The sequence below is a fragment of the Lacticaseibacillus chiayiensis genome (assembly GCF_004123795.1).
Classification (GTDB): domain Bacteria; phylum Bacillota; class Bacilli; order Lactobacillales; family Lactobacillaceae; genus Lacticaseibacillus; species Lacticaseibacillus chiayiensis.
Genome location: NZ_MSSM01000020.1, coordinates 1 through 17583, shown reverse-complemented (window position 1 = coordinate 17583; position 17583 = coordinate 1). Strand labels below are relative to the sequence as shown.

18 protein-coding genes are annotated in these 17583 nt (G+C 47.6%); 14 read left to right on the top strand and 4 right to left on the bottom strand.

Annotated features, from left to right (window positions below):
- Positions 1–200: 200 nt before the first annotated feature.
- The 6 genes from BVJ53_RS15320 (at position 201) to rpsR (ending at position 3370) form a co-directional block, all read left to right on the top strand.
- The gene (locus BVJ53_RS15320) at positions 201–521 is read left to right on the top strand and encodes a hypothetical protein (protein WP_238150155.1); all 321 of its coding nucleotides are present in this window, start codon (positions 201–203) and stop codon (positions 519–521) included.
- Between the two features lie 2 nt (positions 522–523).
- Complete coding sequence (locus tag BVJ53_RS08220; protein ID WP_331250561.1) at positions 524–1414, top strand: MFS transporter; 891 nt, start codon at positions 524–526, stop codon at positions 1412–1414.
- 152 nt (positions 1415–1566) lie between these two features.
- Positions 1567–1998, top strand: a complete 432-nt coding sequence (gene ssb, locus BVJ53_RS08215) for a single-stranded DNA-binding protein (RefSeq protein ID WP_129301996.1) — start codon at positions 1567–1569, stop codon at positions 1996–1998.
- Between the two features lie 126 nt (positions 1999–2124).
- Entirely contained in the window at positions 2125–2421 is a 297-nt protein-coding gene (gene rpsF, locus BVJ53_RS08210) for a 30S ribosomal protein S6 (protein WP_129301995.1), read from the top strand.
- Between the two features lie 29 nt (positions 2422–2450).
- Complete coding sequence (gene ssb / locus BVJ53_RS08205; RefSeq protein ID WP_129301994.1) at positions 2451–3044, top strand: single-stranded DNA-binding protein; 594 nt, start codon at positions 2451–2453, stop codon at positions 3042–3044.
- Between the two features lie 89 nt (positions 3045–3133).
- Positions 3134–3370, top strand: a complete 237-nt coding sequence (gene rpsR / locus BVJ53_RS08200; protein WP_003568467.1) for a 30S ribosomal protein S18 — start codon at positions 3134–3136, stop codon at positions 3368–3370.
- An 85-nt stretch (positions 3371–3455) separates the two neighbouring features.
- Here rpsR and BVJ53_RS08195 read toward each other — a convergent pair whose 3' ends face one another.
- Positions 3456–3962: a type 1 glutamine amidotransferase domain-containing protein gene (locus tag BVJ53_RS08195; protein ID WP_129301993.1), complete on the bottom strand. Its 507-nt coding sequence runs from the start codon at positions 3960–3962 to the stop codon at positions 3456–3458.
- A 361-nt stretch (positions 3963–4323) separates the two neighbouring features.
- Here BVJ53_RS08195 and BVJ53_RS08190 point away from each other — a divergent pair, with 361 nt between their 5' ends.
- The 5 genes from BVJ53_RS08190 (at position 4324) to BVJ53_RS08165 (ending at position 10417) form a co-directional block, all read left to right on the top strand.
- Positions 4324–5802 (top strand): cytochrome ubiquinol oxidase subunit I, encoded by a 1479-nt coding sequence (locus tag BVJ53_RS08190; RefSeq protein ID WP_129301992.1) that lies wholly within the window; start codon positions 4324–4326, stop codon positions 5800–5802.
- Complete coding sequence (cydB, locus tag BVJ53_RS08185) at positions 5795–6814, top strand: cytochrome d ubiquinol oxidase subunit II (protein WP_129301991.1); 1020 nt, start codon at positions 5795–5797, stop codon at positions 6812–6814. Before BVJ53_RS08190 ends, cydB begins: the two co-directional genes overlap by 8 nt.
- Before the next feature lie 147 nt (positions 6815–6961).
- A complete protein-coding gene (locus BVJ53_RS08180) occupies positions 6962–7156 on the top strand; it encodes a hypothetical protein (RefSeq protein WP_129301990.1) in 195 nt (64 codons plus the stop codon).
- Positions 7157–8213: 1057 nt separating this feature from the next.
- Positions 8214–9308 (top strand): ammonium transporter, encoded by a 1095-nt coding sequence (locus tag BVJ53_RS08170; protein WP_129301988.1) that lies wholly within the window; start codon positions 8214–8216, stop codon positions 9306–9308.
- Positions 9305–10417, top strand: coding sequence for an NAD(P)/FAD-dependent oxidoreductase (locus BVJ53_RS08165; RefSeq protein ID WP_129301987.1), 1113 nt, complete (start codon positions 9305–9307; stop codon positions 10415–10417). Before BVJ53_RS08170 ends, BVJ53_RS08165 begins: the two co-directional genes overlap by 4 nt.
- A 315-nt stretch (positions 10418–10732) precedes the next feature.
- Here BVJ53_RS08165 and BVJ53_RS08155 read toward each other — a convergent pair whose 3' ends face one another.
- The 3 genes from BVJ53_RS08155 to BVJ53_RS08145 all read right to left on the bottom strand — a co-directional run bounded on the left by BVJ53_RS08155 (position 10733) and on the right by BVJ53_RS08145 (position 15475).
- Complete coding sequence (locus BVJ53_RS08155; protein WP_129301985.1) at positions 10733–11989, bottom strand: cell wall hydrolase P40; 1257 nt, start codon at positions 11987–11989, stop codon at positions 10733–10735.
- Positions 11990–12190: 201 nt separating this feature from the next.
- Positions 12191–14764: an ABC transporter permease gene (locus tag BVJ53_RS08150; protein ID WP_129301984.1), complete on the bottom strand. Its 2574-nt coding sequence runs from the start codon at positions 14762–14764 to the stop codon at positions 12191–12193.
- A gap of 9 nt (positions 14765–14773) precedes the next feature.
- The gene (locus BVJ53_RS08145; RefSeq protein ID WP_129301983.1) at positions 14774–15475 is read right to left on the bottom strand and encodes an ABC transporter ATP-binding protein; all 702 of its coding nucleotides are present in this window, start codon (positions 15473–15475) and stop codon (positions 14774–14776) included.
- 181 nt (positions 15476–15656) lie between these two features.
- Between BVJ53_RS08145 and BVJ53_RS08140 the strand changes: the two genes are divergently transcribed.
- From BVJ53_RS08140 to BVJ53_RS08130, 3 genes are read left to right on the top strand one after another with little or no spacing between them, the layout of a single operon-like run.
- Complete coding sequence (locus BVJ53_RS08140) at positions 15657–16208, top strand: TetR/AcrR family transcriptional regulator (RefSeq protein WP_129301982.1); 552 nt, start codon at positions 15657–15659, stop codon at positions 16206–16208.
- A 24-nt stretch (positions 16209–16232) separates the two neighbouring features.
- Positions 16233–17039 carry an HAD family hydrolase gene (locus tag BVJ53_RS08135; protein WP_129301981.1) on the top strand — a complete coding sequence of 269 codons (807 nt, stop codon included), beginning with the start codon at positions 16233–16235 and terminating at the stop codon, positions 17037–17039.
- Between the two features lie 8 nt (positions 17040–17047).
- Positions 17048–17368 (top strand): hypothetical protein, encoded by a 321-nt coding sequence (locus BVJ53_RS08130; protein ID WP_129301980.1) that lies wholly within the window; start codon positions 17048–17050, stop codon positions 17366–17368.
- Positions 17369–17583: the final 215 nt, after the last annotated feature.

The window sequence follows — 17583 nt, the reverse complement described above, 5'->3', positions numbered from 1 at the left end:
GTGGATTGAGCGGTATTTTTTGCGTGAGATAGATTTCTAAACGTGCTGGAGATTGAGTGTTAGGAGGAAAAGCAAAAGTCCAGAGAGAAAATCACAAGACCGAAATGTTTGACATCTATGCACATAATCTTAAAATTCAAGTAACTTTAGACGCGAATATAACAGTCGGAAATGGTCACCGATTATTTGAGGAGAACGATATGGCACGAATCAAACAAATTATTTTCAGCGATTTCTTTGATACACTGACTAATGGTGCACTAGTGCTCTTTGCATATTGGTACATTTATAAAGTTACACGTGACCAAAGTTACATTTCGCTGTTAGGCCTTATTTCAATGATAGCCACATTATTCACCTTTGTAGGGGGATACTTATCAGATAAGGTAAACAAAGTTTATTTGTTGAAGACAGTAGTTGGGATTAGAGTTTTAAACACTATATTAGGCCTAGTCATTTACCACCTGTTTGATGATCCAATCCTCAGTGTGATGGTGACCGTTGTGATTAACTCAGTCTAAACATAGTCTACAGTCCGTTAACAGAATCAATCGTTCCTTCGATAGTACATGGGAAAGAGGACCTTATTACAGCAAACTCCTGGGTATCAATTGCAAATCAACTATCTTCGGTGTTATCGGCCGGTCTTTCTGCAATTTTTATTTTTTTCGGAAATGTGAGTATTGGCTTAGTTTTGTCGCTTGTGCTTTATGTTCTTTCCTACCTTCTTATCACTCGATTGAGCACCGAAACGAAAGCAGGGAAAAATGTAGATGTTACATCACTGGTTACAAAAGATACCAACAAGTTTTTGGTTGGCATGAAAATTATTCGGAAAAATTTTCTGATTTCGGTTATTGTTCCAGTAGCACTGGTAACTAATTTTTGCTTTTGGACGGTATGGTTGTTGATGCCTAAACTGTCAATAGATGTTTTTTCTGGCTTCACGTATATGTACAATTCAATTGATTTATCTTTTACAGTAGGCTCAATTCTAGGAGCATTTGCGGTTAATGTTAAACATAAAGGTAAAAAAACATTTACAGCTAGAAACTTCCCATATTTTCTTCTACTACAAGGACTGATGATTCTGTTGATTGGCTTATTTAGTCTTCAAAATAGCGAGGTATTTGGAATCGTAGGGGTTGTCATCTCATGGTTGGGATATGGCATATGCAATTCGGTCGGTTCAATTTTGTATTTCTCTACCGTTCAACTCTCGGTTCCAAGCAATCATATAGGCATGGTCATAGGAGCAATTTTAACTATTTTCTCACTAGCAAATCCCATTGCAGCAATTACTAGTGCGCCATTATCACACATCACAACAACGCCGATTATAATATTCAGCTTAGGCACTGTTATGATGCTCGCGTCTGTTCCCGTTTTTTTTAAAAAATCAGGATGCAATTAAGTCAAGAATAGTCGTCATTCTCTTAAAAAGAAGCAGCCTCGTCAGTGCGAAATTTTCCAAAAGACAAACGCGTACTATCTGGTCAAGCGCAAAACTTTTTGCGTAATGTATAGCCGACAGCGAAAATAGCGCGATGAGATGGAGGATGGCATATGCTAAATTGTGTGAGTTTAACCGGTCGGCTGACGAAGGAACCAGAGGTGTTTAAAACAGCAGCCGATCTTGAGCTGGTTCGTTTTACGTTGGCTGTGGATCGGGTTTTTAAGAACAAAACCGGACAACGCGAAACGGATTTTATCGAGTGCGTGATTTTTGGCAAACGGGCGTTGACGTTTGCCAGCTCAACAACGAAGGGGTCGCTCATCGGCGTTGCCGGGCGCATCAGTAACAACCATTTTGAAAATAAACAAGGTGAACAGAAGTGGCGAACGTCGGTGGTGGTTGATAATTTTGCGTGGTTGGAGTCGCGGGCGATGACCGAAAGTCGGCGGACCGGCACCTTGCAGGCAACCGGCACTGATGGCATGCCGGCGAGAGATCCGTCTGCATCGCCGGAGCTGGCCACAGATGATTTACCATTTTAGCAGTAGTATTCGGAGCGAATCTATGCTACAATTTTACTTCGTGAGTATCCGGCTATTTTTGTAGCCTTATTACTCCTTGCTCCGGCAAACGACCGGGGCCTAAAGTCCATAAGGAGGTGAATCGTCATGGCTGAAACCAAGTATGAAGTAACTTACATCATTCGTCCTGATTTAGACGAAGCTGCAAAGACTGATTTGGTTGAACGTTTTGACAATATTTTGAAGGAAAATGGTGCCAGCATCATTGATTCCAAGGATTGGCAAAAGCGTAAGCTCGCATATGAGATCAACAAGTATAACGAAGGTCTCTATCATATTGTGAACTTGTCCGCAGAAGATGACAAAGCGATCAATGAATTTGACCGTCTTGCCAAGATCAATAATGATATTCTGCGTCACATGATCGTGAAGCGAGAAGACTAATTGTAACTTTTTGAAAGGGGCGCTACGGCATGCTTAACAGTGTTGCATTGACAGGTCGTTTAACCAGAGATGTTGACTTACGCTATACACAAAACGGTACAGCTGTCGGTTCATTCACTTTGGCCGTTGATCGCCAGTTCCGCAGTGCAAACGGTGAACGGGAAACCGACTTTATCAATTGTGTGATCTGGCGTAAGTCAGCGGAGAATTTCGCAAACTTCACCAAGAAAGGCTCACTGGTCGGGATTGAAGGGCACATTCAGACGCGTTCTTACGATAATGCGCAAGGGCAGAAAGTCTATGTGACCGAAGTCGTCGTTGAGAACTTTGCATTGTTGGAATCACGGGCAACGACACAGCAGCGGCCGTCCGAACCTGCGAATCCGGCTGGCCAAGGCAACCAGAATTACGGCGGTGGGCAACAGTTTGGAAATAACCAGCAGCCGCAAACGCCACCTAGCTTTGGTTCCCAAAGCGCCCCGAACAATGCGCCATCATCGAATCCGGGCCAAAACCCGGCAGCAGGTCAAAGCCAAGGCAACAATGGCAATACTGCTAATCCCGATCCTTTTGCCAATAACGGTAAACCGATCGATATTTCCGATGATGATCTGCCATTCTAATGTGTGACTAAGGTCATGCTTAGCAAAGACATTGGTTCGTAAGGAAGCAATGTCGACTTGGAATCTTTGATAGAGAAGGAGGAATTCTCATGGCACAACAACGCCGTGGTGGCCGTCGTCGTCGTAAAGTCGACTTCATCGCCGCTAACCACATCGAGTACATCGATTATAAAGACACGAACTTGTTGGATCGGTTTATCTCAGAACGAGGCAAGATTTTGCCACGTCGGGTAACCGGCACCAGCGCTAAGAACCAACGTAAGCTGACGATCGCAATCAAGCGAGCGCGGATTATGGGTCTTCTGCCGTTTGTTTCGGAAGACTAATATAGGTATTTAAAAAGGATGTTTCTGCTAATCGCGGCAGAAACATCCTTTTTTTTCTTTGTGCTTGTCAGTTAGCACCGTTAATTTACTTTAAGTGCGCCAACATCGCTTTATTGAACTCCGGCAAGTCATCAGGTGTCCGGCTGGTGACTAAGTTGTGGTCAACGACAACCGGTTCATTTTTCACGATCGCACCGGCGTAATAAAGATCCGGACGAACCGTTGTGTAAGCAGTCATCGTACGACCCTTAGCCAAGCCTGTCTGAATGAAGAATTGCGGTCCGTGGCAGATTGCAAAGACTGGCTTGTCGGCCAAGAGGAAGGCTTTGACGAAATCAACAAAACGTTCATCGGCCCGGAGTTCGTCTGGCGAAAAGCCGCCGGGGAGCAGCAAGCCGTCAAAATCATCCGGTTTCACATCGGTAATCGTGGTATCGATGGTTGCGGTTGCGCCGTGTTTACCGGTAATTTGCTTGCCGGCTTGGGTTTCGATCAAAGTCACGTCATGCCCCTGATCCTTTAATGCTTCGACAGGTGAGGTAAGTTCCGCATCCTCGAAGTTGTCGGTAACCAATACAGCAATTTTTGCCATGGTAAAAAAACTCCTTTCAAAAGGTATTACTATTTTAGTTTAACGGTTTAAAAGCGTTGATGCAAAGAATTAAAATCCTGATACGACGCAAAAATCGTGGATCAGAGGTGTCAACCAATCTCTCATCTTTTCCGCTAAAAATCGTCATAACGGGATCATCTTAGGCCTGTCCCATCGTTATTTTCTTAAGACAAATCCTGAACAGCGGTCTTCTGATAGAAAGCTTATGAAAGCGTTAGCAAATGCAAATAAAATCACAAGCTTATCGTTATATCAAATTTTGATTTCGTTTTACAATGACGATGATCAGAATCGCAAAATGAATTTTATATCTGGGGTTTGATTATCAGAGGTGATCAAAATGGGACTCACATTAGCCGCGATCCCGTTGGCTGTAACGAACTTATCGCGAATGCAGTTTGCGGTGACCGCCATTACGCACTTTCTATTTGTGACAACCACCATCGGGATGTTGCTGACGACCATGATTTTTGAATTTTTATATGCCTATAGTCGCGGTGACAATGAAAAGTACGGTCGTTTAACGCTATTCTTTAGCCGCATCTTCTTCTTCAGTTTTGGGACGGGTGTTGTTACCGGGTTGATTATGGAATTTCAATTCGGCATGAACTGGTCGGCCTTTACCCGCTTGATGGGCGACGTTGCTGGTGTCCCACTGGCAATTGAAAGTATGATTTCATTCTTCATTGAATCCACCATCATCGGCTTGTGGCGGTTTACGTGGGGTAAATTGCCAAAACGTGCCCATGCTTGGTTGGGCGTTGGGATATTTGGCGCATCACTGTTTTCCGTTGTTTGGATCCTTGCTATTAATGCCTTTATGCAAAATCCTTATGGGTTCCACTTGGAGAACGGCCGTGCGCGTTTGGACAGTTTGATTACGTTGCTGCAGAATCCACAGTACCGACCGGAATTTTTACACGTTTTATTTGCAATTCTGATCACCGGCGGCTTTGTGACAGCTGGTATCTCGGCTTGGCAGATCCTGCATAAGCGTGATACCGAGGCGTTTAAAGTTGCAGTTCAAATCGGTTTGTTGATCGCATTGCCCGCAGCCTTCATGCAGCCGGCGCAAGGTGACGATCAAGGTGCTGCCACTGCTGCCTTACAGCCGATGAAGTTTACGGCAATTGAAGGACGCTATGATTTGGAAGGCAGTGCCACAACCGGTGCGCCATGGGCAATGGCTGCGTTGATCAACGAAAAGGATCACACAACCAAAGCCATTTCCATTCCGGCGATGGGGACGTATTTTGGTAAAAACACCTTCACGGGTGCGATGCCGGGTATGAACCAAGTCGCCAAAATGTATCACGCGAAGTTCGATAAGACCGTTGCCAAATCTTATGACGGCCAGATGAACTACTACCCGCCTGTTACATTGCTGTTTTGGACCATGCACTTGATGGTTTATGCAGGCTACTTCTTCACCATGTTTGCGCTGTTTGCAACGATTATGCTGCATCGGCGTGAGTCGACGATTGAGGAGCATCCAAAGACGCTGCGGACGTTGGGCTGGACGTTATGGCTTCCGTACCTGACATTTACTTCAGGCTGGATTGTTGCTGAAGTCGGGCGCTATCCATTTGTTGTCTACGGCTTATTGACACAGTATGATGCGGTTTCGCCAAGTTTGACGGCGACGGAGGCGGGGACGAGTCTCGCATTGTTCTTCATTGCTGACGTCTTCTTGGTAAGCACCATGATTTATATCTCGCATCGTACCGTCACCCGTGGCTTGCCACAGATTACCGGCGATTATCCGGAAGACCGGACCATTCCAGATCCGTTTGCAAAGGAGGCGTTCAGTCATGCCTAGTCTTTCCAATTTACAAGTCATTTTTCTCGGAATCATTTCAACCGAGTTAATGTTGTTCTTTGTCCTTGACGGCGCTGATTTCGGTGCCGGTATGGCGACATTCTTTGTGGGTGATGATTTGTCGCAGCGGCAACAGATCATGAAGGTCACCGGTCCAGTGTGGGGTGGCAATGAAACATGGGCCGTTACGGCGTTTGCTGTCATGTTCGCCGCTTATCCCGGCTGGTATTCGGCTTTGACTTCCGGCTATTACCCTCTGTTTTTCCTCATGTTGTTCTTCCTGATTTTTCGCGGGGTTGCGTTTGATTATCGCAATCAATGGCACAGTCGCCACTACAATCGGTTCTGGGATTGGGCTTTATTTATTGGCAGTCTGATTCCACCGTTCCTGCTCGGGATTATCTTCAGCTCGACAGTCAGTGGGGTGCCGATCCGCAACGGCTTTGTCTATGCCAGCATGGGCGACATTTTGACACCGTTCACGCTCTTAGGCGGTATTTTAGCCGTCTTACTGAGTCTGAATGTCGGCTTGACGCGGGTGATTAAAAAAGTCAAAGTCGATGTCGCTGAACAGTTAACAGTTGCATTGAAGCGGACAACTTGGGCACTGTATGCCGCAGTTGCCTTGTTCGTAGCGCTATTGCCGTTTTATACCCGTTTCTTCACCAATCGGCCAATCCTCATCTCGTTCTTGCTGATTTTACTGGTTGCGTTCCTCGGAGTTGAGTCATGGGCCATTGCTAACCAGCATCAACGTGTGGCGTTCTGGCTGAGTGTCGGCACGATGGCAAGTTTCATTTACACCATCTTCCTCAGCGTCTTCCCAACGCTCATCGTTGGCCGGACGCGCGGCACCTCAGTCACAGCCCTAACTGCCACCAGCGGCCCGGTATCACTGCTGTGGACTGCATGGCTGTTTGGCTTCACCATTAACTTAATGGTCGGCTTACAGGCAACGGCCTATCACCTCATCAACAAGTATTACCATGAACCGGCATCGCCAATGATCTAGACGTCAGCATTAACGCGTTCGCTGGCGCAGGAGCCTGCGTATAAGAACCTTGGGCGCAATAGTCAGTCCGACATATCACGCCAAGGCCACTTATACACCGGCTCCTGAACGTGCCAGCTCACGCCTCAGCAAAAGGAAGTGTGTACTATGAAAAAAATCTGGATCAACATTTTCTGGGGCCTACTAGTCGTTGTCTTCTGGCTCTACCAAGTCTTCTGGCCGGTATTCTGGAACCCGATTAGTAAATTCTACGGCATGGTCGCTTTGTACAGCATTGCCGCCATCGCCTTTGGATTTGCCGTTCGCGCAACCTTGAAGGGTTATGGTCGGCACAAGGTTTGAGAAAAGTTGCGTACGGCGTAAGGACACTTGAAACTTCCACAGTGATTGTGTGGAACTTCGGGTGTCTTTTTTGGGTTAAGACGTGGAGACCCTGAATAGGCAAGGCTAAACGATTAAATCGACGTTAATTGGCCAAAAGCCAGCGTTTAATTTTTCTTTGTCAAAGAATGGCAGTTTATGCATATACTGGAGAAACAAAGATGACTTTGTAATAGACCTTATCCCACGATGTATTTAGTTTCGATGTTGGCATTCATTGCCATTACCAATCATTCAGAGAAAAGGAGAAACTCCATGACACCAAAACCTAAATCTGTTCTGGGCGTTGCCGCAGTCTACGCCGGTGCGGTCTATTTGAACACAAATGTTAACACAAACCCTAACAATTGGTTCAATCCCGTTCTAATCTTGATTTGCTTGCTTCTTGGAACCGGACTCGGTCTTGCCTATTATTTCTATTCGAAGAAATATAGATAAATTGCTGTATGGGAGACGTGGAATAAGAAGCAATGGCTAAAAAAGACGCTGCTTGTATCGTTTGGGGGCGCTATTTAGTATGGTTCTTAGGCTCATTTTTTGGTCAATTTGCTACCTGATAGATGTTCTTTTCCGAATGTTAATCGGCGATACCTTCAGACAGGCAATGTTGAATATATTGACGATCATGCCACTTATTTGGGTTGTTAACACCGTAAGAGAAATAGCAGTTTGCCATTTCTCGAGAAAGGAACGTTTGTGATCAGGGATAACTCGGCCTAACGAACACCAGTTATTTTTGAAAACAGATTGGCAGCATGGCGACACTTTTAGCAGAGGTGTCGTCTTTTTTTGCCAAAAATATCAGTTGACACCGCTAACCAATAATGATATTGTAACAGTCGCTTTCTAAATCGTAATAGTTACGTTTTAGGGAGCGAGGTAGATTACTTCAAAATGGCGTCATCGATTGAACGTATCCCTTTTTCTGGGAACGATTTTTGACAGCTGAATCGCAACAGATCACACGCTTTCGCAGCCTAAAAAAGCAGGCTAGCGAAAGTTCACAAGGAGGTCATGTATGTTTGCACTTGTCTGTTTCTTGATTATGCTGCCGATGATCTTTAGCGTGCCGCTGTTATATGTTGGCATGTTGCCTCGCTCGCGGCAGCAGCCGGCGCTTCTGAGCATGAGCAGTGCGTTGATGGTGGCCATCGCTTGCTGGGTGTTGTTTGGTAATGACCTGGCGTTTGGCACCAGCTTGTTGCAGGCCGACAATTTTTCGGCATTGCTGAATGGTTTGGTGCAGATGGATTTTTACTTATATGCGATTGCCATGTTGATCGGGACGGTTGTTGCTTTTAAGCATAGCCGGTATTTCCTGGTGTTTGTGCCGGTTTGGACGGCGTTGGTGTATTGTCCGCTGGCGCATTGGCTTTGGGCTGATGGCGGTTGGCTGCAACAATTAGGCGCGTTGGATTTTTCCGGCGGCATTGTCGTGCATCTGACAGCCGGGTTGACGAGCCTGGTTTTGGCGCGGGCTCTGGTGCGCAGTCAGGAGGCGATTGCGGCGAATGATTTTCGCGCGGATTATGCCGCAACGATTATGATACTGGTCGGTTGGCTAGGCTTTAATCTGGCACCCGTGGGCAGTTTGAACGCTCAAGCTTTGCAGGTACTGGTCAAAACGCTGGTTGCTGTCATGGCGGCAATGGCAGGGTGGAGCTGGTCGGTGTATCGACGAACCCGACAAGTCAGCTTAGGCGATTTGTTGAATGGTGTTTTATGCGGTTTGGTGACCAGTACGGCTTTGGTCGGTTATGTCGGAGCAGGCGCCATGGCAGTGGTTGCTGTTGTTTCCGGCGGGTTGTGTCAGACAGCGGTTGTGAAAATGCAGCAGACGAAAAGATACTATGACGCGGTTGATTCTTTTGCGATTAATGCAGTCGGCGGCTTAACAGGTGTTGTCGGGCTGATCCTGGTGCGTTTAGTGACGCGCGAGGATGGGGTCCGTTTTGCCGGCGTGGAGCTTTTGGCAGTTTTGGTGGCGATTATTTTGACTGTTGTCGGCACTGTTTTGGCTCAGGTGGCTGCGCATGTGAGTGAAACCGGTTTGAGTCGGTGGCTGGCGCATGATCGTCAGCGTCTGGATTTACGTAAGGAGAAAAATCTATGAATCAAATCACGATTATTGGCGGCGGTGCAGCGGGGATTGGTGTCGGGATCATGTTGCAACAATTAGGCTGTCAACAGTTTCAGATCCTTGAACAAGGTGAAGTTGGCGAAAGTTTTCGTAATTGGCCTAAAGAGACACGGTTTATCACCCCGTCGTTTACCAGTAACGGTTTCGGCATGCCGGATTTAAATGCCGTGAGCATGGAGACGTCGCCGGCATATACGTTGGGAACCGAGCATCTAAGCGGGCCGCAGTTTGCCGATTATCTGAAGCTGTTGGCAGAAACTTATACGTTGCCGGTTGCGGAACATACCAAAGTTGGCGCAATTACTGCCAACGCAGCCGGTGGTTATACGATTGAGACGGATCACGGAGCCATTGAGAGCAAATACCTGATCATGGCAGTTGGGCAATTTGCTTTTCCGAAGTTAACCGATCACCCCGAAAACGTCATTCACTATCAGCAGGTGCAATCTTGGCAGGATTTGCCAGGGGAGACGCAAATTGTCATCGGGGGCAATGAAAGTGGTGTGGACGCCGCGATTAATCTCGCTACTATGGGTCATAAAGTGCTCATGATCACGGAATCGACCGGCCTAAATGCAGCGTCGCCTGACCCGAGTATTCGCTTGGCACCATATACGCGGCGCCGGTTCTTGGATCTTTCGGCAGCAGTTGCGGATCGGATCACCTTACAACAAAATGCGACTTTAAAAACAGTGACCAGTGATTCGCCATCGCAGTATCAGCTGTGGTTCACCGATAACCGCACCATCACGACGCCGCATAAACCGATCCTGTGCACGGGATTTAACCCGGGCCCGCTAAAGTTATGGCCGGAACTTTTCGAAAGTGTTAATGAAGAGATTAAATTAAGTGATGTGGATGAATCGACCCGCGCCAAAAACGTTTTTGTTGTCGGCCCTGATGTTCGCCACCAAGACGCGATTTTCTGCTACATTTACAAATTTCGTCAGCGGTTTGGTGTCGTTGTGAATGAAATAGCCAAACGAGAAAATTGGGACATTGGCGATTTTGTTACAGTGAATCGTGCCAACAGTTTCTATCTTGATGATTGTGCTACATGCGATGTGGCGTGTGATTGCTAGAATTTAACGCATTTGCCGGATCGGTGCATTGTCTGTTGTGCTGAAGACGTGGCAATGCCCACAACAGGCAACTCCATAACGCGCTCCTCGACGCAGGAGCCATGTGTAAGAACCTTGGTCGCGATGGCCAAGGATCTCCAATCACGCCCAAGACCACTTACACCACGGCTCCTGAACGCGCCGGCTCGCGTTCACAAAAAAAAGCCTCTGAATCTATGCACTTGCAAAGATTCGGAGGCTTCTTTTAATTTCCGCGGTATTTTTAGGTTGGTATCCGAAAATGGAATACCAAGACGTGATTAAGGGTGGGTAAAATTACCGGTGGATATAAGTGTAGCTGCTTGCGCCAGAAATGGTCTGAGTGTTCGGGCCGCTTGGTGAGCCAAAGCCCATTCCGCCTTGACTGATGGTGATGCTGTCGCCGGAAACAGATTGGACGTAAGCAACGTGACCATATTGACCATCAGCAGTCCATTGGCCGCCAACAGACTGTCCAGCAGCGAAGACGACGATCGAGCCGGCCGCTGGTGTGTGGTTAACCGTGAAGCCAGCAGCTGCGGCGGAAGCGCCCCATTCAGCGCCATTGCCCCAGCCATTGCCTGCCCATGGAGCGACAGACTTAACATACCAAGTGCACTGACCCCAAGGATAAGTGTTGCCTGAGGAACTGTAATCTGCGTGGCTGCCGCTACCTGAAACGGTGTTGTTGCTGATGACGGATGATGTGGCACCGCTGTTGGAAGAGGTGCTGGCTGAAGCAATCGTGCTCTGGCTTGAAGCTGCCTTAGTCGTTGAACTGCTGCTGTCGGCACTCTTGCTTGATGCGGAATCGGTTGATGCAGCGACCGTCTTCAAAGCAGCTTGCGTTGCCGCAGCGGTCTTTTCCTGTTCTTGTGCAAACTGGCTTTGCAAAGCAACCAATTCGTCACGGTGGTCATTGATTTGCTTGTTCAAGGCATCCTGCTTGTCGCTAGCTGTCTTTTGCAAGGTAACCAACTGAGACTTCTGGGTTTCAAGGGATGACTTGGTTGAAACCAGGGTCTGACGCGCCGTTTCCTGCTGGCTCTTCAACGCTGCCAGCTTATCCTTGGCAACGGTCACAGCGTCCAACGCTTCCTTACTGGCTTGGCTGAGTTTGCCGACGGTCATGGTGCGGGCGATTAAGTCCGAAAGACTCTGTGAGTTTAACAAGAAGTCAATGTAAACATTACCGGTAACCGAGCTGCCAGCCTTCTTTTGAAGAGAGATCAGTTGGTCTTTCAGGTTGTTCTTCCGTGCTGTCACATTCTTTTGGGCATCCGTGATTTGGCCGCTCAACGATTTGATCTTGGCATCGGTTGCACTGATCTTGGCAGCCGCATCACTGATTTGTGAATTCTTGTCATCGATCTGTTTGTTAAGATTGATAACTTCAGTGTTGGCTGCTTCGATTTGTTTTAATAAATCGTTAGTTTCACTTTTGTTAGAAGCAATGCTGGCACTCGTGTCAGCGAAAACCGGTGTTACGGCGCTCGCAGAACCTGCTAAGGTAACTGCGGCAACCAATGTAATCATAGTTTTATTGAATTTCATTTTGACCTCACCCTTAATTGATTAACTAAAGGCTACTTTACTGTGTCAATGTTACGTCACCATTACAGAACTGTTAGGAGTTGTTCTCAATCTTCATCTCGCGGTCGAATTTACGTGACTTTAGTTTTTATTCCGCATTTTTGGTGAATTTTGGATGAAAAAAAGCAGCCGCGCTCTGCGACTGCATGATAAAATTGTAAGCTATTCGTTGGATTTAAGGGCTTCAACCATGTCAACTCGTTGAAGTCGCCGGTGGGTGAGCCAGGTGACGATGGCGGTGAAGCCGATCATCAGCAGCGTGGCAGTGAGGTAGCCGGTGAAACTGATGGTCAGCGGGAAAACAACGTCGGCAGTTTCAGCTTGCTGTAGAATATACGCCGTCAAAAGGTTGCCTAACCCATAACCGAAGAGAATCCCGACAATCGTCTGCACGATGCTTTCGCGACTGATGTACATGGTGACTTCACGATCGAAGAATCCCAGCACCTTAATCGTGGATAATTCCCGAATACGTTCGGAAACGTTGATATTGTTCAGGTTGTACAGAACCACGAAGGATAAAACGGCACTCAAGAGAATGAAGATCAAAACGATCGGGTCCAGCATGCCGCTCATGTTGTGCAGCGTTTTTTTAGCTGTCGTGGTAAAGCTGATCCCGACAATCGCATGGTGATCAAGTAGGCGCTTGGCGAGCACATCATTTTGCTTAGTCGTTTGTGGTTTCAGGCGGACGAGCATAGCGTTAGGCTTTGTTTGCTTGCCGGTGAGCTGTCGATAGCCGGCATTCGCGAGATAAGCAAAATGGCCGACATAGTTTTTGGCGATACCTTTGATTTTAAAACTGTGTTTCTTGCCATCTGTTGTGGTGATTTTTAAGTGATCGCCAGTCCCGACTTTAAGTGATTTTGCCACTTTGCTGGTAATAACGACACCAGAACGCGGTAACGTCAGTTTTTGGTTGGTTTTGGTTGAGCGGAGACTGATGTAAGGCTCGAAGGTAGTGCCGCTTGCTGGGGCAAAGAGGTTAACATCGCTGATTTGGTGGCCATTGGCGCTGAGTTTGGTCACGGCACTGCTGACAGAGCCGGCGCTGCGAAAGGCGTTGCTTTTCTTTAAGATGATGCTGGCTGCCGCTGAGCTTTTGCCATCCGCCAGACGCACAATGGCTTGGTAATGAACCACATCGTTGTACTGCAGGGTGCCCGTGGCCGTGATGGAATCCTTGATACCAAAGCCGGTGAGAATTAAAGCGGTTCCGCCAGCAATCCCAAGAATGGTCATGATGAGCCGGGATTTATACCGGAAAAGGTTGCGGTAACTGACTTTTTGATTAAAAGAAAGCCGCGACCATAACGGTGTGATCCGTTCGAGTAAAATGCGTTTTGCGGATTTAGGTGCCCGCGGACGCATTAAGGATGCCGGTTTTTCGGTTAATTCGTTGCGGACAACGATGATGGCAGCACCTAATGTCACAATTAAGGCTAACCCGATCGATAGTGCGATGAGCGGCCATTGCAGCGTTACGATTTGTTTAAGCGGAATATAATTTTTGTATAGACTCAAGACAATCCGCGGAATACTGAAATTGCCCGCAAAAACGCCGATAATTCCGCCGAATAAGCCGGCCAATGCCGCATAAGCCAGGTAATTACGGGCAATGGCCCATTTACCATAGCCGAGTGCTTTAAACGTCCCGATTTGAGACCGGGCTTCTTCAACCATGCGGCTAACAGTGGTGAAGGTGATGAGTGCAGCTACAAGGAAGAAGAATACTGGAAAGACATTGGCAATGGCGGCGATCCGGTCGGCAGATCCGCCGTAGTCACCAAAGCCCGGCAAGTCGTTACGGTTTTGCCACGTGAGACTCGTTGCGAGCTGCTTGTGGGCACGGGTCACAGCCTGTTTTTTGAATGTCGGTTGTTGCTTTTGAATCGCGGCTTTCGCGGTGGTGGCAGCGGCACTGGCTGGCATGCCAGCCGCAGCGGCCTGGGCGGTGGCTCTCTTAGTGGCGGCCTGCACAATTTTGGCTTCAATCATGGCTTGCAAATCTTCTTGTGCCTGGGCTTTGACGCGGCGTTTGACTTGTTTCATTTTGACTGCAACCGCATCTTTGTAAGATGAACTGAATGTGTCGCGGTTTTGCAAACTTGGGAAGCGGATATTTAGTTGCGAGGCAACTGGCATGTTCATTTGCTGATCAGGAATATAGGCAAAATACCGTACTGTGCCATCGCCGATATTGGCAGAACCGCGGCTGGTGTCTTCAATGTAAGCGGGCGAATCCACAAAGCCGGTGATGGTGTAGGTCCGCTGCTTAAGGCCGCTGCTGCGGGCAAACGTGTAATGCTGCCCGAGTTTGTAGCCGCCTTTTTTAGCAATCGAATCGAGGACGATTTCGTTATTGCGGGTTGGCAGGTGGCCGCTTGTGAGTTGAAGCCGGTTAATCGTGGCATTTTTCCGATAGCCATATAAGGCGATGACATCGCTGGCCTTGCCACCAATTGCGTATTTGAATTTGACGGCTTCTGCTTGGGTGCCGCTAACCGATTGCGCAGCCTTGGCCTGGGCGTTAGTGACGCCGGTGGTTGCCAACAGCTGACTGTCAGCGAGATGATCGGCTTTGACAGTCGTATTTAAGGAGTCCTTGAGCGCTGGTCCGGTCGCTTTGACCCCGACGAATAAAAGCACGCCTAACATAATGATGATGACGATCGCGATGAATCGCCCTAACGAATCGCGAATATTTCGCCAAAGATTTTTCGTTAATGGTTTCAAACTGATCACCTACCACTCAATGTCTGCGACTGGCGTTGGCGCGGCTTCGTCATGAATGCTGCGAACCTGCGCATCATTGATTTCGATAACCCGATCAGCCATTTTGGCAATCGCAGCGTTGTGGGTGATGATCAAAACGGTTTTATGATCTTTGCGGCTGGCATCTTGCAATAGTTGCAGAACCTGCTTACCAGTCTTGTAATCGAGTGCGCCGGTCGGTTCGTCACACAGTAGCAGCTTCGGATTCTTCGCCAAGGCGCGGGCAATGGCCACGCGCTGCTGTTCGCCACCGGAAAGCTGTGACGGGAAATTATCCAGCCGCGCACCCAAGCCAACTTGCTGCAGCACCGTGGTCGGATCCAACGCGTCTTTCACAATCGAACCAGCCAGCTCGACATTTTCTTTAGTCGTCAGGTTTGGGATTAAATTGTAAAACTGAAAAACAAAACCGACATTATGCCGCCGAAAAGCAGTCAGTTGCTTATCGGAAAAAGTTGCAATGTCAGTTCCGTCAATCCAGACTTCTCCTTCTGTGGGCGAATCCATCCCGCCCAAAATATTGAGCAGCGTTGACTTACCCGCGCCACTGGGGCCAAGAATAACCGTCAACTTACCTTGGTCCGCGGTAAAGTTGATATTCTGATTGGCAGTAATGGTCGTTTCGCCCATTTTGTAACGTTTTGATTCATGTTTGACTTCGATGTATGGCAATATAGAACCTCCTATGATCGCATTGAGGTGAATGTTTGTGATGGCCTGCCCATCAATTCAACACGTTGTTCATTGAATGACATTATGTTAGATTGAAAGTATTCGTTCAAGCACAGAAACGGAAAATCTGTTTTTAAATGAACACTTTGTTGAAATCATGTTGGTTTGGAGGTGAATGTTGATGTCAGGGACACGGGACAATCGCCGGGTTCAGTATACGGTGAATCGGTTTAAGGCAGCTTTGTTGCAGATTTTGACCACAAAGCCATTGGATGAGGTCACGGTCACGGAGATTTGTCGTGAGGCCGATCTCAATCGTGGGACCTTTTATCTGCACTTTCAGTCGCCCTTGGCTTTATTCGAGCAAATCGAAACCGATTTATTAAACGAAATTCAACCGTATCTCAGTGTTAAAATGAACGATATGACCAAGATGTTGGTGCCGATTTTGAAGGTCATCATGCAACATCCGCAAGCTGCAACGATTCTTTTAACGACGCCCGACAGTGAAGTATTGGAAAAAATCGTGCGCCCGATTCAGGCTCAAACGCAGTCACGATATCAAACATGGTATGGCGAAACCGAAAAAGAAAATCTCGATTACTATTATACGTTCTTCATCAATGGTGCCGTTGGAGTGCTGACAATGTGGTTGAAGCATGGGATGAAGGAGCCGCCGGAGCAAATTGCGAAGGTGATTGAAAATGTGGTTACCAAAGGGGCGCCGCATTAACGAATGAATTTATGGGAGAAAAAGATGCGAAATGTAAAATTAATTGCCAGTGATATGGACCAGACACTGTTGACCAGCAAAGGCGTATTGCCACCGCACTTTGATCGGTACCTGCACCGACTTCATCAGGCGGGTATCGAATTCGTCGCTGCCAGTGGCCGGCCATTGTATACGTTGCAGGAAACGTTTCCGCGCTTTAGCCAGCACATCTCGCTGGTTTGCGACAATGGCGGCTTAGTGGCGACACACGGCCGTATTATCGGAAAAAGTTTAATTCCTGCGGCTAAGTATCATGAGATTGTCCGGTTTATTCTTGAAAAAACCGATGGCGTGCCGGTGTTATGCGCGTTGGATGCTGCATATATCAATGCGGTTGATGCGAAATACGCCCCGGCGCTGTTGCCGTTTTACCACAAACTCAAAAAGGTGCCGAATTTGCTAGCTATGTCGCTAGAAGTTGATAAAGTCACAATTTATTTTCCTAATGCGGATAGTCGCAAGAATGCCGATCGCTATTTTCGTCCGGTATTTGGCCAGGATTACACAGTTCAGGTGAGTGGTGAAACCTGGTTGGATATTCAGAATCTCGGGGTGAATAAAGGGCGCGGGATGCGGATTTTGAGTCAGCATTTTGATATTCCGACTGCCCAGATGATGGCATTTGGCGATTATGATAATGATATTCCGATGCTGGAAACGGTTGGATATAGTTATATTATGGCGAATGCGACGCAAGGGATGGCGCAACATGCTAAGTATCGGACCCATAGTAATGATGAATATGGTGTGTTACATGTGATGGATCAGGTCTTGCAGGCGCAGGAAGGCTAGGCGAGCGCATGGCGGCAATCGGGATGCGCGTGGTGATCGGCAGTTATGGATTTGTGATGCTGCTGGTCGCCTGGCAGGCATGGCAAGCTAAGCAAGGGAACCCGCTTTTCAACCAGCTCACGGCGTTGGCTGCGGTCTTGGTGCTGACAGCAGCAGTGATTCCGGACAAGGTCAACGCGGTAATCGTCTTGCTGATCGGGTTGCTGGGATTATCCGCAGTGGCGTGGCTCAATGGTGTAGCGATGTATGGCAAGCCGCACGTGCGCCATCATGTGGTTAGGTTATTGGTTCACTTAGTTTTGTTTGGATTCGCAGTATGGTTACTATAATTGTCAACCACCACTGACTAAAGTCAGTGGCTTGTGAGCAAACACCCTTCTTACGAGCGCTTGAATCACAATTTGCACAGATACACCACTGCAGGCAGTTCGTAGAACTGCTTTGTCTTACACGGCAATTACCAGTGCCTTTAGCGTCCCCAGGTTGCCATAGGGACGAGCCTAATCAGGCTAATTTAGCAATACCTTTGATCAGTATGTTCTGC